Source organism: Rhizobium phaseoli (assembly GCF_010668805.1).
GTDB lineage: Bacteria > Pseudomonadota > Alphaproteobacteria > Rhizobiales > Rhizobiaceae > Rhizobium > Rhizobium phaseoli_A.
This window is the reverse complement of record NZ_WUFT01000006.1, coordinates 117553-142295: the sequence shown is the minus strand read 5'-3', so window position 1 is coordinate 142295 and position 24743 is coordinate 117553. Positions and strand designations below refer to the sequence as shown.

The following is a 24743-nucleotide window of genomic DNA, read 5'->3' as shown; positions in this document are numbered from 1 at the left end:
CGGCTGTGGGCACCCGGTTGGATTCGTTTCAACAAGGAATGGATCATAATGACCGCGAACACTCTCACCACGCTAAAGTTCATTGCCAAGCGCCTCGCTCGCGCTCAGCGTCTTCAGCATATTGCCGCCCTGGAAATCGTCGCCCGCCAACTTGGCAAAGCCAACTGGCGTGGTCTCGCTGAGGCATACAAACAGGGGTGGCGTCCTGCGAGCGATCAGGTGGAAAGTCTCGAAAGCTCGTTCCGGGACCACGAAGAAGCTTTCCCGGCTGCCGATGCCGGTCAAAATTCCGACCTCAGCGCGTTCGGCGATCGCCTCGTCTTTACTCGCTGGGAGCCTGACCACGTCAAGCCCATGGAGGCCGACGAAATCCATGGCGAGCTTGATGGCTATGCGTTCTACCTGGTCGGCGACGAATTCAGCGTCTCCATCGGGTCACAGGGTTGGGAGATCGAACTTGACCAAGCGCCGTCTGCAAAACCGAAGGTCAGACGTCTGGGTGGACGCGTCAAATCAGTAAAGCCCTCGACCCTGAATTTTTCGAGCACGCCACGCGACTGCTGACAATTCGTGCGCGTCGCATGCATGCCCAAGTCGCATCCGACTGGCCCCGTCGCTCGACCATGCCGGATAAGCAGGGTCGAGCCCAGCATCCGCTGGGTAATGGCTTGTCCGCTCAATGGCACTGCCTGCACTGTGACGGCGCGCATGACGGCCGGACGATGGCAAAAAACCTCTGGCATTGCCCAGACTGCGGAGCGACGCCAATCGACATCTTTCCAGAACCATTCTGGAACGCCCCAAAGAAGTCCGCCTGACGGGTTCCTGATCCCGAAAGCGCCCGGCGGATATCGCCGGCCAACCATTCGCATTGTGAACCCTGCCTGAAACGGCATAGATTCGCATTCGGATCCTTGAGATCGCAAACCGTCCTAAGCTACGGTCGCGATGCCGTCCCTCTCAATCCTTACGGTTCCATAGGTCACGACATCGACTGCGAGGGCAATATTAAAGTTGGTGCGCCCTGCGGTAGTCGAAACCGCCTTTACAGAATGAGAATCTGTTGTCCTAACCGATAGACGAAGGGCGCATCAACGAAAGAGATAGGAACGGAAGCGCCTTTGGACAAGACGCGAGACCCGAGTGCACAATGCTGCGGCGGGTTCTTGGCCTGCTCGCCCGTCACACCGCTCGACGGGTAGTCTGACCTAGCTGCTCGGACGGTATCGGCCTCTGGGTGATTTTTTCGAGCCTATGTTTAACGATGGTCGCGCCGTATTCTCTCAAGTTCTTCATTCGGCGCAGAGTATGAGCTCGACTGAACTGACCCGCGACCTTGCTATCAATGGGGTTAGGACGGCCAAAGCTTCGCTCACCGTCCGCAGCATCGCTGTTTCCATACGGCACTCAGGCCGCTGCACTGGCCTTCGCGGCTTCGATCTCACTCAACTGCCATTTCCAAAGGCAAAAAAGCTTGTACTTCGGTTGGCGAGACACCAGCGGCGTCCAGAGCCTATTTCCGCTCCATCGCCTTGAACAAAATTCATCCTCGCGACGTTGCAGCTCCTTGGATTGAGACCTTCGAACATTTGAAATCCTTTCATTTTGCCCATGGGTGTCGAGGCACACGACACCAGTAATCAATCGTGGTTCGCAATCGCGACGGACGTCAACAGAGAAATGTCCGACAGGAGGCGCCAGGGTTCATGCCTCCCCGGCTTCGGCCTCACGCAGTGCGAGGTCGACGAGCAGTTCTGCTCGTGTTCCCCTTGGCTACTGTCCAGCTCCCACCGCGTTTCTGCGCTCCGCACCTAGGTCCCGGAATGTCGGCCAAGATGAGCAGCCACTATCTCCCGGGACCAGGAACGGGCCAAGGCGGGTCCGCTTGACAGATCGCTGCACGAACGCCTGGCGGACATCACCGGGCTAACCTTCGCCTTGAAGGTCCTCCCCGGACGCGGCAATGACTCGCATTCGAATCCTTGAGATCGCAATCTGGACTACCCCGAAGCAGCGATGCCGTCCTTCTCGACCCTTAAGGTGCCATGGATCACGACATCGACTGCGAGCGCAAAGACACGATCTTGCTCCTTTTTAAGCATCGCAACCACGCGCTCCCACTGTCCCGCCACGATATCCGATACTTCCGCTTCCACCCTTTCGGGCAGCGGGCCGTCCCCGAGCTCTCTCGGAGTACCAAGGAATGTCGGCGTCTTTCCAAGCCCATAGGTACCGATCATCCGCCGCGCGACGGTCGTAGCGCGCTCGATGTCGCTACCAACATTACCACCCGACCCGATGCTTCGGTCTCCGAATATCGCGGCCTCAGCAGCCATGCCAGCCAAACTGACCGCGATGCGATTGAGCAAACTGGTTTCCGTGGGGAAATAATCGTCAATGAGTGAGTAGCTTGTCATCCCGCCAAGGAACTCGGTCGCGTTCGGATCAAAGCTATCCTTGATCTCGATAGTCGCACTCGTGGAATGTTGAAGCGACAGGGACACCAGCGCATGACCGGCTTCATGTACGGCCAGCCTAAGCTGTTGCTCTCCCGTGTATCGCATTTTTTCAGGAAGGCGGTCCCGGATATCCCGGAGTTCCAACTCCCGATCCTCGTTTCGCGCAGCCTCGCGCGCGTCGCGCACAAGCCGCTCGAGGACAGCACCCGACTTGCCTTTCAAGTCGTCGGCGATGTCGAACAAGGATTCGAAGGACATGCTCTCACCGGCATGATGCTTTAGAATTTCAGTCCGCAGCTTTTGATCTGGTAGAGTGAGCTCGAAGTGGTTCTCGAGGCGACCGTCACGCAAAATCGCAGGATCGATCCATTCGGGAAAATTGGTTGCACCGATCACCACGACGCCGTCTCCCAACTTGCTCAGCAAGGAGAGAAACTCATTGATGACATTCCGCCAGTAGATTTCATTTTGACCGACACGCGCGGACCTGCTTCCAATGCTGTCGAGTTCGTCAATGAAAAGGACTGAGCCCTCTCCATCGTCAGCATCGCTGAAAGAATTCCTCATGGCCGCGAGCATGTCGTCGAGATGTCCTTCTGCTTGCCAACTTCCTACTGTGGTTGAAACCAGCTTCACACCCAGAGCATTAGCGAGTCCTTCGGCAAACAGGGTCTTTCCTGTCCCTGGCGGGCCTGATATGAGCGCTCCCCGTGTCACCAACCCCCAAGCCAGCGTCCCGGCCCGCCAACGTTCGACATCTGCGAAGAGTCTTTTTGCCCAAGGCTTCAGTTCGTCGTACCCGGGAAGTTCGAACAGGCTAGCTCCGCCAGTTTCACGACGACTTAAATCATTGATTTCATCAATCCTGTCTTCGATTAGGTTCGGCTTGAGAACGGCGGCCATGAGTAAATTCTGCGGCTTCGCGGCGATTAAGGCAGCCACCTCGTGAGATAATGGCCTTCTTCCGGACAACCGGCGCACAGCGTTGATATGCTCCGGCGTCGGTCGATCCACAAACATCACGGCAGTTGCAGCGAAGCGGACATCCTTCGGCACCTCATCGATGTTCTTGGCGATCAGCACGTCCAGACCTTTGACGTCGAAAATTGATATGCGCTTGTGCGGACTTTGCTTTTTTCTGGGAGGATTCGCGGGGCGAACCTTAACATTCTGTTCCATCCAGTCACCGCGGGTGGCCCCCAGGATGGCGAATGCCGCTGTTTCGTATTCTTCGATGCGGAAGCCTTTCGGAACCACAAAGATCACAAATCCAAGGGTGTCACGTTTCAACAAGTCCGCCGCTCTTAAAGCTCGCAGCAGACCGAAGGCAGCGAGGAGTGTACCCAGATCCTGGGAATACTTCTGGATTCGTGAGGCGCTGTTGTCGAACCTCATCTCAGTGCCCCTGGTTCCGAACACTGCTACACAGGCGGTACCAGCGGTTCATTGTTCGTGCGATGCCGATCTCGGAGTTGAGGTAAAAGAGCTGACTCGTGACGATCTCCTTGCCGTCACTGAGACGCGGATGACCGCTCACAATCCCCTTCAGTGCAAACGCCTGCCCGATCACTGGCCTATAGTTCCCGAGCATAGGCGCCTCATCGGTCTGGAAATCTTCCAACTCGCCCGACTCAACGCGTCGGAGATCGTGCAAAAGACGGACTACAGTCGCGCCGTCGAGCCATCGGTAAGTCACGTGTTGTCCTCATTCGATTCGCGCGAGAGTGCCTCGGCGCGGTTCTGATCATATAGCGTATCTTTTTACGCTTTTTGACTCTTTATTTGCGCCAAATGAGCGCTTGTCAACTATTATTTGCCCTGCAAAGGAATTGATGACACTCAGTCCTTGATGAGACCGCCACCTCGCATGCTCATTGCCGCACGCAATCTTCTTGGTTTGTCGCAGACCGAGGTGTCGCTGGATTCTGGCGTGAGCAGGAAAACGATTCAAATGGCCGAGGCAGGTACGGCTGGGATCGCCAGCGTGGAAAAGCTCATGCGCCACTACAAGGGCCGCGGCATTTCATTCATTCAACGCGACGGCGCGGCGGGCTGGGGAATCCGGACAACTTTTATGAACTATGACTACGGCGACGAGCCGTCTCTTCCTGAGAGCTGACCACACGCCAGCACTTCATCTCAACGCGTTCGGGAAACCTGTGTTTCCTACCCCATCGTGCGAAGCAAAACTATCGCAAGGCGGAATTCCAAAGCACCGTCGAGATTCGTTACCTATGAGTAAGCTAAAGCCGAAGACCGACCTTCGGTCGGAAAAATGACGGGCTGCGCCCGACACTGTTTTGTAATTCGAATGAAAGCAAGTCGGTCCTCGACCTGCTATTTGGATAAGCGCTCGTCCCTCCTTGCATTCGAATGACTTGAACGGAATCCGCCTAGTCGGCAGATAAGTTTCTAGCTTTTCCTTAGGGGTGCGTACAGAATACGGAATAGGGAAGAAGACTCCCCTAGGGCGTACCACATAGAAGCATCAGGCCTGGGCGTTGGGTTTGACCAGGCACTTGTATGTCTAACCCGGTGACTCACTGTAGAGTTCATTGCTTTTCCAGGGAGACTTTCTCGGTGGCTAAGTAATCATCGAGCTGGCCTGCCACATCCGCGAGCGCGCTGTTTTGGCTGCATCGCCTCATCCCGCCGCGTTTTTCCACAGACGCAAAAAAATCGGCGAAAACGAAGATTTTTTCGCGTCTTGGCGCTTGCGGCTTTTGAAGGTGCTGACTATAAGGGCGCCACCACGAAGGAAGCGCCCTTCGTCTATCGGTTAGGACACCAGATTTTCATTCTGGGAAGAGGGGTTCGACTCCCCTAGGGCGTACCACTTTCTTCCCTCTCATCCTCATCATCAGACTTTTTGCGCGGCTGTTTTTATTTTGCCGGCGCAGCATCGCAGACGCGCAACTGGATGCGGCGGGCGCCTTGGTAATGCTCGGCGCCCAGCGAACCCACCACGTGCAGGCTGGCGCCGCGTGAGTTGAGGAGAAGATTGCCAAGTGGCGTATCGGCGGCGCGAAAGGCGATGCCGTCGAGCCGCGATCCGTCCATTGCTTCCATCGTCACCTTCACATGTTTCTCGCCGACCAGGCGCGCGTCGCGCAGACGATGCGCCGGCACGGCAAAGAGCGGCTGTGCATGGCCGGAGCCGTAGGGGCCTGCGGCCTCCAGGCGGTCGATGAGTTCGAGCGTGGCGCCGCTTGCGCCGATCGCACCGTCGATCTTCAGCGTCTCGTTGGCGACGAGGTTCGCCACCGTTCTTGCCGACTTCTCGGTGAAGAAGGTCCTCAGCCTGCCGAGATCGGCGCGCTCGACGGTGAGCCCGGCGGCCATGGCGTGGCCGCCGCCCTTGACAAGTATCCCCTCGTCGACGGCAGCGCGCACCATCCTGCCCATGTCGAAGCCGTTGATGGAGCGGCCCGAGCCGGTGCCGCGGCCGGAAGGATCGAAGGCGATTGCAAAGGCGGGGCGTTTGAACTTTTCCTTCAGCCGCGCAGCAATCAGCCCGACGATGCCCGGATGCCATTTCTCATGGGCGGTGACAATAACGGAGGCGCCCTCGCCGTCGCCGTATTCGGCGAGCGCCTCGGCTTCCGCCTCCTGCAGCATGATGGTCTCCATCGCCTGGCGCTCGCGGTTGAGCTCGTCGAGGCGCTGGGCGATCACATCAGCCTCCCCGGCGTCGTCAAGCGTCAGCAGCCGGCTTCCAAGTGCCGCGTCGCCGATCCGACCGCCGGCATTGATGCGCGGGCCGATCAGGAAGCCGAAATGATAGGGTGTCACCGGGCCTGCAAGCCCCGCCTTGCGGAAGAGGGCTGCAAGCCCGGCATTGCTCTGGTGGCGGGCGGCGACCAGCCCCTTCACCACATAGGCGCGGTTGAGGCCTTTCAGCGGCACGACATCGCAGACCGTCGCCAGTGCGACGATATCCAGCCATTGCAAGAGGTCGAGCGCCAGGATGCGCTTGTTGCCGGCGGCGCGCAGCAGCCTCAGCGTCGCGACCAGCACCATGAAGACCACACCGGCCGCGCAAAGATGCCCCTGCCCCGAGAGATCGTCCTCGCGGTTCGGATTGACGAGCGCATGGCAGGGTGGCAACTCATGTGTCACCTGGTGGTGATCGATGACGACGACATCGATATTGCGGGCGGCGGCGGCCGCCAGCGCCTCGTGGCTGGTCGAACCGCAATCGACAGTGACGATCAGCCGGGCGCCATTGTCGATCAACTGGTTGATCGCCGCCGGGTTGGGGCCGTAACCTTCAAAGACGCGGTCGGGAATATAGATGTTCGCCTTGACGCCGAAATGGCTGAGGAAGCGAAACATCAGCGCCGAGGAGGCCGCGCCGTCGACGTCGTAGTCGCCGAAGATCGCAACATTCTCGCCGCGGTCGATGGCGCTCAGGAGGCGGGTTGCCGCCTTTTCGCAATCGGTCAGTTTATGGGGATCGGGCATCAGGCTGCGGATCGTCGGATCGAGGAATTCGATCGCCTCGTCCACCGTCACGCCGCGCCCGGCCAGCACGCGGGCGATCAGATCCGGCAGACCGTGGATCTGCGACATGGCGAGCGCCCGGTTCTGCCCTGCCTGGTCGAGCCGCGCCACCCAGCGATTGTCGAGCGCGGATTTCTCCACGCCCAAAAACGCGCGCTGTATCGGATCGACGGGATCTGCCATGCCACACTCCGCTGACTTCATCTGCTCTTTCTACAGAAGCAGCGGAGATAACATAGCGATGGATTTGCAGACACGGATTTTTACCAGAACACCGCCCAGACGATCAGGGCGATGCCGCCCAGTTGCACCAGCATGACCGAAAACAGCGTCAGCAGAATGGCCCAGTTGCGGCCTTCTGTCTGTTCGTCGCCATCAGGCTCATCAGGAGCCTCGTGAGGAATTTCACGGTAGGTCGGCTTGAGCATTTCCTCAAGCATATCAGGACGGTCCGGCGGCACCTCGCCCGGGCAGCCATACCCCTTTCCGGCGTGGCTGTCCTTGCTCATGAAATTCTCCACGCAGACGACTCACCAATCTCCGGTTTAGTTATATCAATATTTCGGTATCTGTTAATATAGACTTCCGTAAGGGAAGGTTGAAAAAATCATAAAAAAACCGCCCGGTAGAGACGGGCGGTTCAACGGATCGAGATGATCGGGAGGGCTCAGCCGTCCTCTTTCGGCCGCTCGATTCGAATTACCTGCGGCTCGCCGAAGAGATAACCTTCCGACTTGATCGAGGCGACCGCCTTGCGCACCGACTCTTCCATCGTCGCATGGGTGACGAGAATGATCGTCTGGTGGTGAGACGGCGCCAGATGCTGCTTCGAGCGTTGGACGATCGATTCCAGCGAGATGTTGTTTTCGGCCATTCGGGTTGCGACGCTGGCAAAGACGCCGGTGCGGTCGAGCACGGTCAGGCGGATGAAATAACCGCCCTCGTGGCTCTGCATCTGTGCCTTGCGGTAGGGCTCCAGCGCCTTTGCGGGATGGCCGAGCACCGGGACACGCTGGGCGCCCGGCTGGCTTTTGGCGATATCGGCAATGTCACCGAGCACAGACGAGGCCGTGGCATTGCCGCCAGCGCCGGGGCCGACCATCAGCAGTTCGCCGAGCACGTCGGATTCGATCGCCACCGCATTGGTGACGCCGTCGACCTGGGCAATGACCGAATCGACCGGCACCATGGTCGGGTGGACGCGCTGCTCGATGCCGGTATCGGTGCGCTGGGCAACGCCAAGCAGCTTGATGCGATAACCGAGTTCGGCTGCAGCGTGGATATCCTCGATCGAGATGTTGGTGATGCCTTCGAGATAGATGTCATCGGCGGCGATGCGATTGCCGAAGGCAAGCGTCGTCAGGATGGACAGCTTGTGGGCGGTGTCGTTGCCCTCGATATCGAAGGCCGGATCGGCCTCGGCATAACCGAGGCGCTGCGCTTCCTTCAGGCACTCGGCGAAGGAAAGCCCCTCCTTCTCCATCTTGGTCAGGATGTAATTGCAGGTTCCGTTCATGATGCCATAGATGCGCGAGACGGAATTGCCGGTCAGCGATTCACGCAGCGCCTTGATGACGGGAATGCCGCCGGCGACTGCCGCCTCGAAATTCAGCAGCGCGCCCCTCTCCTCGGCGATCGTCGCAAGCTCGACGCCGTGATAGGCAAGCAGCGCCTTGTTGGCTGTCACCACATGGAGACCACGCTGCAGGGCGGCGCGCACGGCGACGTTGGCAGCCCCTTCGGCGCCACCCATCAGCTCGACGAAGACGTCGATATCGCCCTTTTCGGCAAGGTCTTCCGGCCGGTCGAACCAAGTGACGGCGGAAAGATCGATGCCACGGTCCCTCGTTTTGTCACGCGCGGAAACCGCGGTGATGGTGATCGGACGCCCGCAGGTGACGGCAAGCTCGTTGCTCTTCTGCTGAATGATGCGGACTAGCGAGGCGCCAACGGTGCCCAAGCCCGCAATGCCGATTTTGAGGGCATCTGCCATGGATCGATCCTGAATGTCTGTGTGGCGGCAGCCGCAGGACGCGGCTGCCTTAGAGTTGGATTAGCGGTGCGCGTTCAGCGAAATGACGTTGTGCATCGTTTCGTCTGCCGTCGACATGAACTTCTTGATGTTGCGCGCAGCCTGGCGGATGCGGTGTTCGTTCTCGACAAGCGCCAAACGGACGTAGTCGTCGCCCTGTTCGCCGAAGCCGATGCCTGGGGCAACGGCGACGTCGGCCTTCTCGACCAGCAGCTTGGAAAACTCAAGCGAACCGAGATGACGGAACTTTTCCGGGATCTTTGCCCAGGCGAACATGGTGGCCGCCGGCGGCGGCACGTCGAAGCCGGCCTTGCCGAAGCTTTCGACCATGACGTCGCGGCGACGTTTGTAGACGTTGCGAACCTCAGCAATGTCGGAACCGTCGCCGTTCAACGCATGCGTCGCCGCCACCTGGATCGGCGTGAAGGCGCCGTAGTCGAGATAGGACTTGACGCGGGTGAGTGCGGCGATCAGCCGTTCGTTGCCGACGGCAAAGCCCATGCGCCAGCCGGGCATGGAGAAGGTCTTCGACATCGAGGTGAACTCGACCGTCATATCCATTGCGCCGGGCACTTCGAGAACCGACGGCGGCGGGGCGCCGTCGAAGTAGATCTCCGAATATGCAAGGTCGGAAAGCACGATGATGTCGTGCTTCTTGGCGAAGGCAATAACGTCCTTGTAGAAATCGAGCGTCGCGACAAGGGCCGTCGGGTTCGAAGGGTAGTTGAGGATCAGCGCCAAGGGCTTCGGGATCGAATGCCGGACCGCGCGCTCGAGCGGCGGGTAAAAGCTTTCGTCCGGCTCCACCGACATGGAGCGGATGACGCCGCCCGCCATCAGGAAGCCGAAGGCATGGATCGGATAGGTCGGGTTCGGGCAGAGGATGACGTCGCCCGGCGCGGTGATCGCCTGCGCCATGTTGGCAAAGCCTTCCTTGGAGCCCAAGGTAGCGACCACCTGGGTATCCGGGTTGAGCTTGACGCCGAAACGGCGGGCATAATAGGCGGCCTGAGCGCGGCGCAGCCCCGGAATGCCCTTCGAGGACGAATAACGGTGGGTGCGCGGATCCTGCACGACCTCGCACAGCTTATCGACGATCGACTGGGGAGTGGGAAGGTCGGGGTTTCCCATGCCGAGATCGATGATATCGGCGCCGCCCGCTCGCGCGCTTGCCTTCAAACGGTTGACCTGTTCGAAAACATAAGGCGGCAAACGCCGGACTTTGTGAAACTCTTCCATTTCATTCCCCATGGAAAGGCGGCTTTCGGGCCGCAGTCGAAGTTCGTTCCGTCTCCCGGCGGCTGCGACACGAACTTCAGAATCGCAGCGCCGTATTCATCAGACCCAAAACACGCGGCAAATCTTTGACGGAAAGGCCGCGGAACGCGCATTATCGGGAAAATCTTGTCTTCCGATCCATCCGGAAGGCTTTGCGTCCAAATTGCCTGAAAGGCAAGGTCTATTTGGAGATTTCGGAGAGCGTATCCGCGCCGTGTTCGGCGGCGAGACGGCGCATTTCCGCGGCCTTGGCCTGATATTCGGCTTCCGAAATCGTGCCGGCCTTGCGCCGGGCGGCAAGTGCGGTCAGCTGATGCTGCAGTTCGGCCGCCTGCTCGTCGCTCATCTGGACGTTGGCGGCCGTCAGCGGCGCGCCGAAATTCGGATAGCCGTCCGGCGACTTTGCCAGTCCGCCCTCGACCGCATCGCCCTTGGTGGCCGGCATGACGACGGCGGTTGGTGCCGCTCGCTTGGCGGCGGCTGCGGCCTTCTGCTCAGCCGTCAGATTGCATCCGGCAAGGGCCATCGCCGCCGCGGCGCAGATCAATGCGGTGCGGTTGAAGGTTGCGATGCGCCGAATGCCGTTCTTCGTCATGCCTCAAAATCCAGTTCTGACTGCGTCGACTGTTAAATTTGTCGCAGCGACAAAGCAATAGCATGAGGCGGCGTGGGTGGAACTTGTTTTCTCGTTCAATCACGATGTACAACGATTGGATAAAAACAGTGCTGCCGCCGGAGGAAATGGTGACCGACAGCAAGCAGGAGAATGGCGGCCAGAAGAATGGCGGCAAAGCCGGTTTCGATGCGACCGATCTCGATCCCTATCTGTTGAAGGATCCCGAGACCATGGCGATGAATTTCGCCCGGGCGCTCGAAAATCTCGGACAGGCAGCTTCGGCCTGGCTGGCGCCGCGCGAGCGCGGCGAGATCAGTCAAACCGCAGTCGATCCAATGACCGACATGGTCAAGACGCTTTCCAAGGTCACCGAATACTGGATTGCCGATCCCCGCCGCACTTTCGAGGCGCAGACGCAGCTGATGTCCTCGTTTTTTGGCATCTGGATGCGCTCGATGCAGCGCATGCAAGCGACGCACGGCATGCAGAGCGAGCCTCTGTCCGCTGAGCCGGACACCCGCAAGGACAAGCGCTTCTCCGACGAAGACTGGCAGAAGAATCCGTTCTTCGATTTTCTGCGCCAGGTCTATTTCATCACGACCGACTGGGCGGAGAAGCTGGTGTCGGAGACCGACGGCCTCGACGAGCACACCAAGCACAAGGCCGGCTTCTACGTGAAGCAGATCACGGCAGCACTTTCGCCCAGCAACTTTATCGCCACCAATCCCCAGCTCTACCGCGAGACGATCGCAACCAGCGGCGAAAACCTGGTGCGGGGGATGAAGATGCTTGCCGAGGACATCGCTGCCGGCAACGGCGATCTTCGCCTTCGCCAGACCGACATGACGAAATTCGTCGTCGGCCGTGACATGGCGCTGACGCCGGGCAAGGTGATCGCCCAGAACGACATCTGCCAGATCATCCAGTACGAGGCCTCGACCGAAACGGTGCTGAAGCGGCCGCTGCTGATCTGCCCGCCCTGGATCAACAAATTCTATATCCTCGACCTCAACCCGCAGAAATCCTTCATCAAATGGTGCGTCGACCAGGGTCAGACCGTCTTCGTCATTTCCTGGGTCAACCCGGATGCGCGCCACGCCGATAAGGACTGGGCGTCCTATGCCCGCGAAGGCATCGATTTCGCGCTCGAGACGATCGAGAAGGCAACCGGCGAGAAGGACGTCAACGCCGTCGGCTACTGCGTCGGCGGCACACTGCTAGCGGCAACGCTGGCGCTGCACGCCAAGGAGAAGAACAAGCGCATCAAGACTGCGACGCTCTTTACCACCCAGGTCGATTTCACCCATGCCGGCGACCTCAAGGTCTTCGTCGACGAGGAGCAACTGACAGCGCTCGAGGAGCATATGCAGGCGGCCGGCTATCTCGACGGCTCGAAGATGTCGATGGCCTTCAACATGCTGCGGGCTTCCGAGCTGATCTGGCCTTATTTCGTCAACAACTACCTCAAGGGCCAGGATCCCCTGCCCTTCGACCTGTTGTTCTGGAACGCCGATTCGACCCGCATGGCGGCGGCAAACCATGCCTTCTACCTGCGCAACTGCTATCTGAGGAATGCGCTGACGCAGAACCAGATGGTCCTCGACGGCAAGCCGGTGTCGCTGAAGGACGTGAAGATCCCGATCTATAATCTCGCCACCCGCGAGGATCACATCGCGCCGGCGAAGTCCGTCTTTCTCGGCAGCCAGTTTTTCGGCGGCAAAGTGGAATTCGTCGTCACCGGCTCGGGACATATCGCCGGCGTCGTCAACCCGCCCGATAAGAAGAAGTATCAATTCTGGACGGGCGGCCCCGCCAAGGGCGAGTACGAGACCTGGATCGAGCAGGCAACCGAGACGCCCGGATCGTGGTGGCCGCACTGGCAGACCTGGATAGAGACCCATGACGGCAGGCGCGTGCCAGCGCGCAAACCGGGCGGCGATGCGTTGAATGCCATCGAGGAAGCCCCGGGAAGTTATGTGATGGAACGCGCCTGAAAAGGCCCAACGCATCTCTTTTTGAGACGTCGCGAGAAACAGCGACACGGCGTAAATAAATTAGAAACCATAATTCGTCATCCTTGCACGACAGTCGGAAGTCGCGAGTGGTCTAAATTCGGCCCACTTGCGCCTACACCGGCCCCGGCGAAGTGTAGTCAGTCAGTGCCGCCGGCCTGCGTAGCGAGTTTGAAAGACGAGTGTAGTATGGCGTTTGCGGTCGGGACGTTCGATGACGTCACCCCTCTTGGCGGATCTGCCTTTCGTTTGCGCGGATCTCGCGGCTTTCTTTACGGCGTCGTCGGCGCCGGATTTCTGACCTCCACATGGTTGATTGCGACCTTGGCGACGATGCATTCGGTGGCCGCGCCCGTTTCTCCGCCCGACAGATTCACGCAGGTGGCCTCCGCGCCGAAGGCCAAACCGGCGACACCCCACGAACGGCTGATCCATGTCGGCAAGGCCGACCGGCTGGCCGCCTTCGATGCGAAGCCGCAGATCCCGCTGACGGCGAGCCTTATTCAATCCCACGCCGAAAAGACTGCCGCCGCAACGGCACTGGCGGCACTTACAAAACACAATCAGCTTGTCATGGCTGCCGAGCAGCCCGTCGTGGCGGCAATTTCCGACAGCGCCAAATTCCACAAGGATGATGTGATCACGCCGGCGCCGGTCGAGCTCGCCTCGGCAGCGACCGAAGAAGATGACGGCGACCGGATCATCGTTCCCTCGAAGGAGGCCGTCGCCGCTGCCGAACTCCCGGCGCTGCTGGCACTTGCCGACGCCGGATCCCGGCAGATCGCACCGGCTCCGGTCGAACCAGCCGCATCTCCGGTCCGCACCGCCGCAATTCCCGCCCCGGAACCCGCACCGGTGGTCGTTGCCACAGCGGACGGCGCACCGCCTTTCGATCTGGTGCTGACACCGGACGAAGACTCGGTGCCGCTGCCGATGGCACGTCCCGACGGCCTTATCGGCAAGCCGGCGCCGGTCGCCAAGGGTTCGCAGCGCGCCGGCGGACCTGCACTTGCCTACGCCCAGCCGAACTCGCCGATCGAGGACGATAAGGACGATGCAGTGCCGCGCTACGACAAGCCGGTCTTCTCGCCGAAGCTGCGCGCCGGTGTGGCGATCTACGACATCGAGAACAGCACCGTCTATCTGCCGAACGGCGAGAGGCTGGAAGCCCATTCCGGTCTCGGCAAGATGCGCGACAACCCGCGTTACGTGGACAAAAAGATGCACGGGCCGACGCCGCCGCACACCTATGCCCTCACCATGCGCGAGAGCCTTTTCCATGGTGTCGAGGCGCTGCGTCTGACCCCGCTCGAGGGCTCGGACGCCATCTATGACCGTGTCGGCTTGCTTGCCCACACCTACATGCTCGGCAGAAACGGCGATTCCAACGGCTGCGTCTCCTTCAAGGATTACAAGCGCTTCCTCGCCGCCTACAAGCGCGGCGACATCAGGCAGCTTGTGGTGGTGCCGCGGCTGAACAACAAACCAGCTTCGACGCTCGCCTCGCTGTTTTCATCGCGCAGTTGACCCCTAGGAGTGCGCGTCGCCGCTGGCGCTACTTCAACCAGCCAGCGACTCGCTCCACCGCCTCGGCGATCTCAGCTTCCGAGCCCGCATAAGACAGACGCAGGGTTCGATCTCCTTCCAGCGGATCGAAGTCGAGGCCGGGTGTTGCGGCGACGTCGATTTCCGCAAGCATGCGTTTGGCAAAGCCCATGCTGTCATTGGTGAAGCGGGTGACGTCGAGATACGCGTAGAAGGCGCCGTCCATCGGTGACGCGATCGAAAGGCCGATCTCCGGCAGGCGGCGCATCAGCAAGTCACGATTGGCGGCATAACTCGCCTTATAACGATCAAGTTCGTCGCCGGCACCGAGCGCGGCCACGGCGGCGATCTGGGAAAGCTCGGGCGGGGAAATATAGAGGCTTTGCGCCACACGCTCGATCGGCCGCACCAGGCGTTCCGGCAGCACCATCCAGCCGATTCGCCAGCCGGTCATGCAATAATATTTGGAGAAGGAATTGATGACGATCGCCTCGTCGGTCAGCTCCAGCGCGCTTGCCTCCTCGCCGGCGAAGGTCAGCCCGTGATAGATCTCATCGGAGATGAAGGCGACGGAATGGGCCGCGCAGTAATCCGCAAGCGCCTTCAGCCCATCGCGGCCAGTCACCGTGCCGGTCGGGTTGGCGGGGCTTGCGAGCAGCACGCCTTTCAGCGTTATGCCGCTTTCCTTCTGCGCCGACTCGAGACTTTCAGGCGTCAGGGTGAAGTGGGTCTCGGCGGTTACCGGCACTTCGACAACCTTCAGGCCAAGTGCACCGAGGATATTGCGATAGGCGGGATAGCCAGGCCTTGCGATCGCCACAGCATCGCCGGCATCGAAGAGCGACAAGAAGGCGAGATTGAAGCCGGCCGAGGAACCGGTGGTAATGGCGATCCGTATGGGATCGATCTCCAGGCCATGGCGATCCTTGTAGTGCCGGGCAAGTGCCGATTTCAGCCGTGCCGTTCCCAGCGCATCGGTATAACCGATCCGGCCTTCGGCAAGGGCTGCGCGCGCTGCTTCAAGGGCAGCCTGGGGGGCTGGATGCGAGGGTTGACCGACCGCCATCGAAATCACGGGATGACCGGCTGCCCGCCGTTTCGTCGCCTCCGCCAGCACGTCCATGGCATGAAAAGGCTCGACTTCGCTGCGTTTCGATATGGAAAACAAGATCGCTTCTCGCTCGGCTTCTGCAATGATGGCCCGACAATTGCCGCATTAATCGGCTCATCACAATCCCGCGAGGGTCACGCTGGGATGAAAATTCCTGTTTGAAGAGAACCGAACGCACCGTACCTTGACGCGACGCACTCAAGTCCATAACCCGGCGACGATCTATTCGACAGAGAGACGACCACACCGCCGTTGACGAGGATATCATGGCCTTTCTTCCGAAAACCTTCACCGCACTGGCGCTTGCCGCATCGATCGCCCTTCCCTTTCCGGCGGCAGCGCTCGACGACCAGCAGAAGAAGGAGTTCGGCGAATTCATCAAGCAATACCTGATCGAGAATCCCGAGATCATGCTCGACGTGCAGGATGCGCTGCAGAAGAAGCAGGAAGCCCAGCGGCTGGTGAAGGCCAATATGGCGATCGACGAGAACACGGCCGCGATCTTCGATTCGAAGAACGACGTCACGCTCGGCAATCCCAAGGGTGATGTCACCGTCGTCGAATTCTTCGATTATAATTGCAGCTACTGCCGTCATGCGCTTCCCGACATGCAGGCAATGCTGAAGAAGGACAAGAACGTTCGTTTCGTGCTCAAGGAGTTTCCGATCCTCGGGCCGGATTCGGTTGCAGCCCACAAGGTGGCAGACGCCTTCCGCAAGCTGGCGCCGGAGAAATATGCCGATTTCCACGTCGCCCTTCTCAGCACCGAAGGCCGCGCCTCCGACGAAACGGCGATCGCGGTTGCCGGCTCGCTCGGCGTCAGCGAGGACAAGATCCGCGCCGAGATGGCAAAGAGCCCGAATGATGGGGTCGTGCAGGCGACCTACCAGCTCGCCTCCAGTCTCGGCATCAGCGGCACGCCGTCCTATGTGATCGGCAACGAACTGGTGCCGGGCGCCGTCGGGCTCGACGATCTCGAAGCCAAGGTCAAGAATATGCGCAGCTGCGGCAAGACCGCCTGCTGAGCAAGTCGGCCGCCAGCCGGCCGCTCATCAAAACGCCAGACTCGAAGCGTTTCAACCATGTGGACAAATGTGGCGTGATTCCGATGGCCAATCCGTAAGGGCTTTCATTCGGCCTTCACGGAGTCTATAGGTTGCCGTCGTACATTTTACGGAACATTCGATGACGCAAACGATTTTCGTCCTGAACGGCCCCAACCTGAACATGCTGGGCAAACGGGAGCCCGGCATTTATGGTGGCAAGACGCTGAAGGACATCGAGGCAGACTGCAATGCCGCCGGCCGCGACCTCGGCTTCGACATCGATTTCCGTCAGAGCAATCACGAAGGTGCGCTTGTGGACTGGTTCCATAAGGCCGACGAAAAGGCCGTCGGCGTTGCCATCAACGCAGGCGCCTATACGCATACATCGGTCGCGCTGCATGATGCGATCCGCGCTATTTCCATTCCCGTCATTGAGCTCCACATATCCAACGTTCATGCGCGGGAAGAATTCCGCCATAAGTCGATGATCGCGCCGGCATGCAAGGGCGTGATTTGCGGCTTCGGGCCTTACAGCTACATCCTGGCGCTTCATGCGCTGAAGAACATCACGGCATAAGAATAAGACAGGGCAACACCATGGCTGAAAAGAAATCGGGTATCGATCAGGCACTGATCCGCGATCTCGCCAATATCCTCAACGAGACGGATCTGACGGAGATCGAGGTCGAGCAGGACGACCTGCGCATTCGCGTTTCGCGCGCCGGCACGCCGCAATATGTCCAGACGCCGATCGCAGCGCCGGCTTATGCCGCAGCCGCTGCCCCGGCAGCAGCAAACGCCCCGGCCGCCGCTCCCACCCGCAACCCGGCCAATGTCGTCAGTGCACCGATGGTCGGCACCGTCTACATGGCGCCGGCTCCCGGTGCGCGTGCTTTCATCGAAGTCGGCGCGACCGTCAAGGAAGGCCAGACGCTGATCATCATCGAAGCGATGAAGACGATGAACCAGATCCCTTCGCCGAAGTCGGGTAAGGTGACCGAGATCCTCGTCGATGACGGACATCCCGTCGAATACGGCCAAGCCCTCGTCGTCATCGAATAGGCCCATGCCCATGATTTCGAAAATCCTCATCGCCAATCGCGGGGAAATTGCCCTTCGCGTGCTTCGGGCCTGCAAGGAGCTCGGCATCGCCTGCGTCGTGGTTCATTCCACCGCCGACGCCGATGCGATGCATGTGCGCCTTGCCGACGAAAGTGTCTGCATCGGCCCGCCCTCCTCGCGCGAGAGCTATCTCAATATCCACCAGATCGTCGCCGCCTGCGAGATCACCGGCGCCGACGCCGTGCATCCGGGCTACGGCTTTCTGTCGGAGAATGCCAAGTTCGCCGATATTCTCGAAGCCCATGGCATCACCTTCATCGGGCCGACGGCGGACCATATCCGCATCATGGGCGACAAGATCACCGCCAAGACGACGGCGCTGGAACTCGGCATTCCCGTCGTTCCGGGCTCGGACGGCGAAGTGAAGACGGAAGAGGATGCACTGAAGACGGCTGCTGAAATCGGCTATCCCGTGCTGATCAAGGCAACCGCCGGCGGTGGCGGACGCGGCATGAAGGTCGCCAAGAGCGAGGCCGACGTGATCGAGGCCTGGTCGACGGCGCGCACCGAAGCGGCGGCCGCCTTCGGCAACGATGCCGTCTATATGGAAAAATATCTCGGCAAGCCGCGCCACATCGAAATCCAGGTGTTCGGCGACGGCGAAGGCAACGCCATCCATCTCGGCGAACGTGACTGCTCGCTGCAGCGCCGTCACCAGAAGGTCTGGGAAGAGGCAAATTCGCCGGCACTCAACGTCGAGCAGCGCATGAAGATCGGCCAGGTCTGCGCCGACGCCATGAAGAAGCTGAAGTATCGCGGCGCCGGCACCATTGAATTCCTCTACGAAAATGGCGAGTTCTATTTCATCGAAATGAACACCCGCCTGCAGGTGGAGCATCCGATCACCGAAGCGATCACTGGCATCGACCTCGTACACGAGCAGATCCGCGTCGCCTCCGGCGGCGGTCTTTCGGTGACGCAGGATGAAGTGCATTTCTCCGGTCATGCCATCGAATGCCGCATCAATGCCGAGCACCCGCGCACCTTCGTGCCCTCCCCCGGCACGATCACGCATTTTCACGCGCCGGGTGGTCTCGGCGTACGCATCGATTCCGGTGCCTATCAGGGCTACAAGATCCCGCCTTACTACGACAGCCTCATCGGTAAGCTGATCGTGCACGGCCGCACCCGCGTCGAATGCATGATGCGGCTGCGCCGGGCGCTCGACGAATTCGTCGTCGACGGCATCAATACGACGCTGCCGCTGTTCCAGGATCTCGTCTCCAACCAGGATATCGCCAACGGCGACTACGACATCCACTGGCTGGAACACTACCTCGCCAACACACCGGCGGCATAGGGCAGGAATGGCAGGATCGCGCAGGAAGTCACCAGGCATCACCCCTGAAATCCTCCTGCGCGCCTATTCCATCGGCCTCTTCCCGATGGCCGAATCCGCCGACGACCCGGAGATATTCTGGGTCGAGCCGGAATTGCGCGGTGTGCTTCCGTTCGACCATTTCCACGTGTCGAAGAGCCTTGCCAAGACGGTGCGTAGAAAACCCTTCGAGATCCGTTTCGATCACGCTTTCGATCAGGTGATCGCGGCCTGCGCGGAGGAGACATCCGGGCGCCCGAGCACCTGGATCAACAGGACGATCAGATCACTTTACGCGACGCTGTTCGACATGGGCCATGCCCATACCGTCGAAGCCTGGGACGGCGATGAACTGGTCGGCGGTCTCTACGGCGTCTCGCTCGGCTCGGCCTTCTTCGGCGAAAGCATGTTTTCGCGCCGGACGGATGCCTCGAAGATCTGCCTCGTGCATCTGGTCGAGCGGCTGCGGGAAAAAGGTTTCACCCTGCTCGATACACAGTTCACCACCGAGCACCTGAAGACGTTCGGAGCGATCGACGTTCCGAAGGCCGATTATGGCGTGCTGCTTGAAGCCGCGATGGAATCGCCACACCTGAAGTTTTAAGCTCCGAAAGATCAGGCACCGGCGATTAGCCGGATGCCGCGACGCCCGGCGGTCGAGTTTATTTGCTCGGAGCCCCGGCGCTCAACAGCGCCCGGACCAATGCCGCCTGGCTGCGGACGCCTGTTTTGTCGAAGATGCGCTGCAACTGGGTGCGTAACGTGTTGACACTGACCCCAAGCTGATCGGAGGCGGCGGCGAGGTCGTGGCCATCGACGATCAGGCGAGCAAGCCGGGTCTGCGCTGGCGAGAGGCCGAAGACCTCCCGTGCGCTCGCAATCCGACGCACCACCGTCTCGGCGTCGTCGAAGGAAACCAGCGCCTTGCCGTCCTCAAGCAGGACCCAGCAGTAGAGCGGAATCCCCGCCGCGTCCTCGCCGAGCGCCACCGACCAGGCCTGCTTCGGCGCGATGTTCAAAGGCCTATGGCTCTGCAACTCATGGAATGCCAGGCGCACCGCCTCGCGTAGCGCGACATCGCGATCACGCCGCCGGGCGCGCAAGCGGCCGGCAGCGGCGACGAGCCCCGGATGGCCGCGAATCCGTTCCCGCGCCAGCCGGTTCATCCAGAGGATTTTTGCATCCGCGTCGACCTCGATCAGCGAGCATCTCGCCTCCTCGACGCTGCTCTCCATCATTACCATGCAGCCGATCTTCCAGGCGCCGTCGATCCGGTGAAGTATCCGCAGTTGGCGCTTGCGATCTTCGCCGGTGTCGCTGCCGATCTGATCGAAGGTCACCCAAGCCATGTTAGCGTCAACGACGATGTTGACCTTTTCCCAGCGGACGCGCCCCTCGAAGGCGTGTTTCTCCGGGAATCGCTCCACGATCTTCTTGATCCGCGCCGCGATCGGGTCCCAGCCTTCGTCCACCCGGACGCCCAGCGAGGCGAAGGCTTCCATCCGCCGGGTCTGAGGCGACTGCACCCAATGGCTCGCCAGCGCCTCGAAGTCCCGCTGCAGCCAGGCCTCGGTTTCAGCGCGGATCACCGCCATGATCGACGCCCGGTCAGCCTCGCTGTCGTCCATCTCCCGGTCCCCAGTGACAAGGGATCGCAGCAGCATGATCGGTCTGCCTGACCATGACGGCGCCTCATGCCTTGATGACGCCAGTCAGAAACAGCGTCACGCCGGCAGTTGTTGCGATCAGGCCGAGTAACCGAAGCCCCAAAGGCGGCGGCAGGATGATCTGATTTCGGTAGTATCGATCCTCGGCTGCGGCGTCCATCTGTGAGGGGCGGTGGCGGTTCGGCATGTGAGCAGCGACGAGACTCTGAAGATCCATTTGATGCCTCCTGGTTCGGGGCTTCATCTGAAACATTCTCGCACGCATCCGAGCCGTACCTTGTCATGCAGGCGGACGACATCGGGCTCAGAAAGATCACGCTTGCCGCTGGGCCTCCGCTCCGCACGATGGTAAGGAAATCGAAGACGCCATTGCGATCGTTACGAAGCACGTGCAGTTCGACGAAGGGAAGGTCTGGCACGTTGAGACGCGTTAGCGGGCTGTCGCCTTGGTGCCGTCAGGAGCCGGGACGTCCGAGTTTGCCTTGCAGTCCTTCAGCCAGACGTCGTAGATCGGGTGTTCCACGGCGTTGAGGCCGGGGCTGGCGGCAAACATCCAGCCGGTGAAGATGCGGCGGATCTTGCGGTCGAGGGTGATCTCGTCGACCTCGACGAAACCGTCGATCTTCTGCGCTTCGGCCTGGTCGCGCGAATAACAGGCCTTCGGCGTCACCTGCAGCGCGCCGAACTGGACCGTCTCGTTGACATAGACGTCGAAGGTGGTGATACGGCCGGTGATCTTGTCGAGGCCGGAGAAGACGGCTACCGGATTTTCGATGCGTGCGGCATTTGCCGCAACTGGCGGAAGCAGGGCCGAGAGCGCCAGCAGCGACCCGGCGGCACGCAGCACCCTGTTCCGCGTGAAGAGCTTCATGTGTACCCGTCTCCAGATATTCTTCGTTCGCAGCCGCGGTCAAGCGCGGCCAACCTGCGGGTAAAGGTCAATTGTGGCCAAAAGCCGGGTTTGGGATTGCCCCGGTCGAGCCGTCTCAGTTACCCGGCGTCCAGGCGTCGTAATCGCCGGTGACCTGCGGACGCTCGCCCGGAGCGGCAATGGAGCCCGGCGGACGGTAAGCCTGCGGAGAACCGGTGAAATTGGGGCGATGCGCTTTCTGCCATTCCTTGGCGACGTAGTTTTCCTTGGACGGGGGAACGTCGGTGCGGTGATGCATCCAGCCATGCCAGCCCGGTGGAATGGCAGAGGCATCGGCATAACCCTTGTAGATTACCCAGCGCTTCGGCAGACCGTAGGAAGACATGCCGCCTTCGTAATAGACGTTGCCGAATTCATCCTCGCCGACGCGCTTGCCGAAACGCCAGGTCGCAAAACGCGTGCCCATCGTCTGACCGTTCCACCAGGTAAAGGTCTGAACCAGAAGATTCCACATGTCTTTTCCTTGTGCCCGCCAGATGCGAGCCAAACCAGAATTCGTTTTCTCGCTTATGCCGTCGCCAAGCCGAATTGTCCAGCGATTCCACGATAAGCACCGGTCATTTCAAAGCCATCTTGAAGCTGAGATGCGAGGGCTTGAAGCCCAGTCTTTCATAGAAACGATGGGCATCCTTACGGATCGCATTCGAGGTCAACTGCACCAATCGCACGCCGCGGCCTTTTGCCTCGGCAATGGCGAATTCGATCATCCGTGCGCCGATCCCCTGCCCGCGCATATCGGCCCGGGCCTGCACCGCCTCGATGATCATCGCCGAGGAACCGCGGCCGGTCAGCGAGGTCGTCACCATCATCTGGAAGGTGCCGACGACCTCACCGCCGCACTCCGCGACATAAAGCGCCTGGTCGGGCGAAGCCTCGATGGCTGCGAAGGCCCTGACATAGTCTGGAAAGGCCTCGGGATCGATCGTATCGCCATGACCACCAAGCGCATCGGCTGCGAATAGAGCCACCAGAGCCGGCAGATCCTGCGGCCGCGCTTGGCGAACGACAATGTCGGACAACGCGGACGCCATGGCCTCAATTCCCTTCGAGCGGTTTTTCGAAAATCAGCGTGGGAATGCCGGATTGCCCGGGCACGCCATTCTCGTTGCGCCCAACCTCGGTGAAGCCGTGCGCGCTGTAAAAGGCGATTGCCGCCGCATTCTGCGGCTCGACTTCGAGACGCATGATTTCCGCATCCGGGAAGCAGGTTTCGAGCTCGGCGAAAAGATCGCGGCCGATGCCCTGGCGCTGCAACGCCGGCCTGACATAGAGAAGATGCAGCGTGACCGTTTTCGTCAGCTCCTGCGACATCGCCGCATAACCCATGCCGCCGATCGCGTGGCCATTGTCGGCAACGAGGAATTCAGCGTCCTTTCGCACCAGGCGCGTCTTCAGCGCGGCGAGAGAAAAGAGCTGGGTGATGAGCTCATCCACCCTGGCCCTGCCATGCAGGCCGTCATAGGTGGCGTGAAAGCTCTCCACCAGCAGGGTGCGGACCTTCTCCAGATCCCGCTCGCCGGCCGTGCGGACGAAATACACCGCTTATTCCTCGATGCCGAGCTTCGCCTTGACGAGCGCCTGGACGGCCTGCGGATTGGCCTTGCCACCAGTCGCCTTCATCACCTGGCCGACGAACCATGCGGCCAGGGTCGGCTTCGCCTTGACCTTTTCCACCTGATCGGGATTGGCGGCAATGATCTCGTCCACGGCCTTTTCGATCGCGCCGGTATCGGTCACCTGCTTCATGCCGCGCGCTTCGACGATCTCGGCGGGATCGCCGCCCTCAGTCAGCACGATTTCGAAGAGGTCCTTGGCGATCTTGCCGGAAATGGTTCCAGCCTTGATGAGATCGATGATGGCGCCGAGCTGGACCGGCGAAACCGGCGTCTGCTCGATATCCTTGCCGGTGCGGTTCAGCGCGCCGAGCAGGTCGTTGATCACCCAGTTTGCCGCCATCTTGCCGTCGCGGCCTGCGGCTACCGCCTCGAAATAATCGGCGATCGCCTTTTCGGAAACGAGCACCGAGGCGTCGTAGATCGACAGACCGAGTTCGCGCACGAAGCGCTCCTTCTTGTCGTCAGGCAGTTCCGGCAGATCGGCTGCGAGCGCCGTGACGAAGGAGTCGTCAAATTCGAGCGGCAGCAGGTCGGGATCGGGGAAGTAACGATAGTCGTGCGCATCCTCCTTAGAGCGCATCGAGCGCGTCTCGCCCTTGTTCGGGTCGAAGAGCCGCGTCTCCTGCTCGATCTTGCCGCCATCCTCCAGAATACCGATCTGACGGCGGGCTTCATACTCAATCGCCTGGCCGATGAAACGGATGGAGTTGACGTTCTTGATCTCGCAGCGCGTGCCGAAATCTTCGCCCGGGCGGCGCACGGAGACGTTGACGTCGGCGCGCATCGAGCCTTCGTCCATGTTGCCATCGCAGGTGCCGAGATAGCGAACGATCGAGCGCAGCTTGGTCATATAGGCCTTGGCTTCGTCGGACGAGCGCATATCGGGCTTGGAGACGATCTCCATCAGCGCGACGCCGGAGCGGTTCAGGTCGACATAGGACATGGTCGCGTGCTGGTCATGCATCGACTTGCCGGCATCCTGCTCCAGGTGCAGGCGCTCGATGCCGATCTCGATATCCTCGAACTGGCCCTGACGGTCCGGCCCGAGCGAAATGACGATCTTGCCCTCGCCGACGATCGGATCCTTGAACTGCGAGATCTGATAGCCCTGCGGCAGGTCGGGATAGAAATAGTTCTTGCGGTCGAAGAGCGAGCGCTTGTTGATCTGGGCCTTGAGGCCGAGACCAGTGCGCACGGCCTGCCTGACGCAGGCCTCGTTGATGACAGGCAGCATGCCGGGCATGGCGGCATCGACCAGCGAGACGTTCGAATTCTGCGGCTTGCCGAATTCCGTCGAAGCGCCGGAGAAGAGCTTCGAATTGGACAGCACCTGAGCATGAACTTCCATGCCGACGATGACTTCCCAGTCGCCGGTGGCGCCGGGGATGAAGCGTTTCGGATCGGGCGTGCGGACGTCGACAAGGGTCATCTGATACTCTTTGCAGGCTGTTCTTTTCCATTGGTGAGGTAAAGGAAATGGCGTGCCG

At 60.4% G+C, this 24743-nt stretch carries 23 protein-coding genes, 2 tRNA genes and 1 pseudogene; 10 read left to right on the top strand and 16 right to left on the bottom strand.

Going from position 1 to position 24743, the window contains the following annotated elements:
* The first annotated feature begins 48 nt into the window (after positions 1–48).
* Positions 49–564 (top strand): hypothetical protein, encoded by a 516-nt coding sequence (locus GR197_RS11265; RefSeq protein ID WP_164009361.1) that lies wholly within the window; start codon positions 49–51, stop codon positions 562–564.
* Positions 565–1015: 451 nt separating this feature from the next.
* Here GR197_RS11265 and GR197_RS11260 read toward each other — a convergent pair.
* The 3 genes from GR197_RS11260 to GR197_RS32740 form a co-directional block, all read right to left on the bottom strand.
* Positions 1016–1090: transfer RNA gene (locus tag GR197_RS11260), tRNA-Glu, on the bottom strand.
* Positions 1091–2000: 910 nt separating this feature from the next.
* Positions 2001–3854, bottom strand: a complete 1854-nt coding sequence (locus tag GR197_RS11255) for an AAA family ATPase (RefSeq protein ID WP_130823530.1) — start codon at positions 3852–3854, stop codon at positions 2001–2003.
* Position 3855: 1 nt separating this feature from the next.
* Positions 3856–4155: a DUF6634 family protein gene (locus GR197_RS32740; protein ID WP_318035650.1), complete on the bottom strand. Its 300-nt coding sequence runs from the start codon at positions 4153–4155 to the stop codon at positions 3856–3858.
* 171 nt (positions 4156–4326) lie between these two features.
* On the opposite strand from GR197_RS32740, the gene GR197_RS11250 reads away from it, so the two are divergent.
* Positions 4327–4578, top strand: coding sequence for a helix-turn-helix domain-containing protein (locus GR197_RS11250; RefSeq protein ID WP_164009359.1), 252 nt, complete (start codon positions 4327–4329; stop codon positions 4576–4578).
* Between the two features lie 642 nt (positions 4579–5220).
* Positions 5221–5295, top strand: a tRNA-Glu gene (locus GR197_RS11245).
* A gap of 47 nt (positions 5296–5342) precedes the next feature.
* Here GR197_RS11245 and recJ read toward each other — a convergent pair.
* From recJ to GR197_RS11220, 5 genes are all read right to left on the bottom strand, one after another.
* Entirely contained in the window at positions 5343–7145 is a 1803-nt protein-coding gene (recJ, locus tag GR197_RS11240; RefSeq protein WP_164009357.1) for a single-stranded-DNA-specific exonuclease RecJ, read from the bottom strand.
* Between the two features lie 80 nt (positions 7146–7225).
* Positions 7226–7471, bottom strand: a complete 246-nt coding sequence (locus tag GR197_RS11235) for a hypothetical protein (protein WP_164009355.1) — start codon at positions 7469–7471, stop codon at positions 7226–7228.
* 158 nt (positions 7472–7629) lie between these two features.
* Complete coding sequence (locus tag GR197_RS11230; RefSeq protein WP_164009353.1) at positions 7630–8955, bottom strand: homoserine dehydrogenase; 1326 nt, start codon at positions 8953–8955, stop codon at positions 7630–7632.
* Positions 8956–9015: 60 nt separating this feature from the next.
* The gene (locus GR197_RS11225) at positions 9016–10233 is read right to left on the bottom strand and encodes an LL-diaminopimelate aminotransferase (protein WP_164009351.1); all 1218 of its coding nucleotides are present in this window, start codon (positions 10231–10233) and stop codon (positions 9016–9018) included.
* Positions 10234–10453: 220 nt separating this feature from the next.
* Positions 10454–10867 (bottom strand): hypothetical protein, encoded by a 414-nt coding sequence (locus tag GR197_RS11220; protein ID WP_164009350.1) that lies wholly within the window; start codon positions 10865–10867, stop codon positions 10454–10456.
* Positions 10868–11013: 146 nt separating this feature from the next.
* On the opposite strand from GR197_RS11220, the gene GR197_RS11215 reads away from it, so the two are divergent.
* Positions 11014–12882, top strand: a complete 1869-nt coding sequence (locus tag GR197_RS11215; RefSeq protein WP_246724540.1) for a PHA/PHB synthase family protein — start codon at positions 11014–11016, stop codon at positions 12880–12882.
* A gap of 207 nt (positions 12883–13089) precedes the next feature.
* Positions 13090–14427, top strand: a complete 1338-nt coding sequence (locus tag GR197_RS11210; RefSeq protein ID WP_164009348.1) for a DUF2778 domain-containing protein — start codon at positions 13090–13092, stop codon at positions 14425–14427.
* Positions 14428–14455: 28 nt separating this feature from the next.
* On the opposite strand, the gene GR197_RS11205 is transcribed toward GR197_RS11210, so the two are convergent.
* Complete coding sequence (locus GR197_RS11205) at positions 14456–15613, bottom strand: pyridoxal phosphate-dependent aminotransferase (protein ID WP_164009346.1); 1158 nt, start codon at positions 15611–15613, stop codon at positions 14456–14458.
* 209 nt (positions 15614–15822) lie between these two features.
* On the opposite strand from GR197_RS11205, the gene GR197_RS11200 reads away from it, so the two are divergent.
* From GR197_RS11200 to aat, 5 genes are all read left to right on the top strand, one after another.
* Positions 15823–16581, top strand: a complete 759-nt coding sequence (locus GR197_RS11200) for a DsbA family protein (RefSeq protein ID WP_164009344.1) — start codon at positions 15823–15825, stop codon at positions 16579–16581.
* A 160-nt stretch (positions 16582–16741) separates the two neighbouring features.
* Positions 16742–17179, top strand: coding sequence for a type II 3-dehydroquinate dehydratase (gene aroQ, locus GR197_RS11195; protein ID WP_164009342.1), 438 nt, complete (start codon positions 16742–16744; stop codon positions 17177–17179).
* Positions 17180–17199: 20 nt separating this feature from the next.
* On the top strand, positions 17200–17664 hold the full coding sequence (gene accB / locus GR197_RS11190) for an acetyl-CoA carboxylase biotin carboxyl carrier protein (protein WP_164009340.1): 465 nt from the start codon (positions 17200–17202) through the stop codon (positions 17662–17664).
* 4 nt (positions 17665–17668) lie between these two features.
* Complete coding sequence (accC, locus tag GR197_RS11185; RefSeq protein ID WP_204330168.1) at positions 17669–19024, top strand: acetyl-CoA carboxylase biotin carboxylase subunit; 1356 nt, start codon at positions 17669–17671, stop codon at positions 19022–19024.
* A gap of 7 nt (positions 19025–19031) precedes the next feature.
* Entirely contained in the window at positions 19032–19646 is a 615-nt protein-coding gene (aat, locus tag GR197_RS11180; RefSeq protein WP_164009339.1) for a leucyl/phenylalanyl-tRNA--protein transferase, read from the top strand.
* Between the two features lie 58 nt (positions 19647–19704).
* Here the strand turns inward: aat and GR197_RS11175 are convergent.
* The 7 genes and pseudogenes from GR197_RS11175 to gatB form a co-directional block, all read right to left on the bottom strand.
* A pseudogene (locus GR197_RS11175) lies at positions 19705–20725 on the bottom strand (LuxR family transcriptional regulator).
* A gap of 9 nt (positions 20726–20734) precedes the next feature.
* A complete protein-coding gene (locus tag GR197_RS11170; RefSeq protein ID WP_164009335.1) occupies positions 20735–20926 on the bottom strand; it encodes a hypothetical protein in 192 nt (63 codons plus the stop codon).
* 213 nt (positions 20927–21139) lie between these two features.
* Complete coding sequence (locus tag GR197_RS11165) at positions 21140–21580, bottom strand: DUF2155 domain-containing protein (RefSeq protein ID WP_164009333.1); 441 nt, start codon at positions 21578–21580, stop codon at positions 21140–21142.
* Between the two features lie 115 nt (positions 21581–21695).
* Positions 21696–22094: an NADH:ubiquinone oxidoreductase subunit NDUFA12 gene (locus tag GR197_RS11160; RefSeq protein WP_164009331.1), complete on the bottom strand. Its 399-nt coding sequence runs from the start codon at positions 22092–22094 to the stop codon at positions 21696–21698.
* Between the two features lie 103 nt (positions 22095–22197).
* A complete protein-coding gene (locus GR197_RS11155; protein WP_164009329.1) occupies positions 22198–22671 on the bottom strand; it encodes a GNAT family N-acetyltransferase in 474 nt (157 codons plus the stop codon).
* Positions 22672–22675: 4 nt separating this feature from the next.
* Positions 22676–23179, bottom strand: coding sequence for a GNAT family N-acetyltransferase (locus GR197_RS11150; protein ID WP_164009327.1), 504 nt, complete (start codon positions 23177–23179; stop codon positions 22676–22678).
* 3 nt (positions 23180–23182) lie between these two features.
* Positions 23183–24685, bottom strand: a complete 1503-nt coding sequence (gene gatB / locus GR197_RS11145) for an Asp-tRNA(Asn)/Glu-tRNA(Gln) amidotransferase subunit GatB (RefSeq protein ID WP_164009325.1) — start codon at positions 24683–24685, stop codon at positions 23183–23185.
* Between the last annotated feature and the right edge of the window lie 58 nt (positions 24686–24743).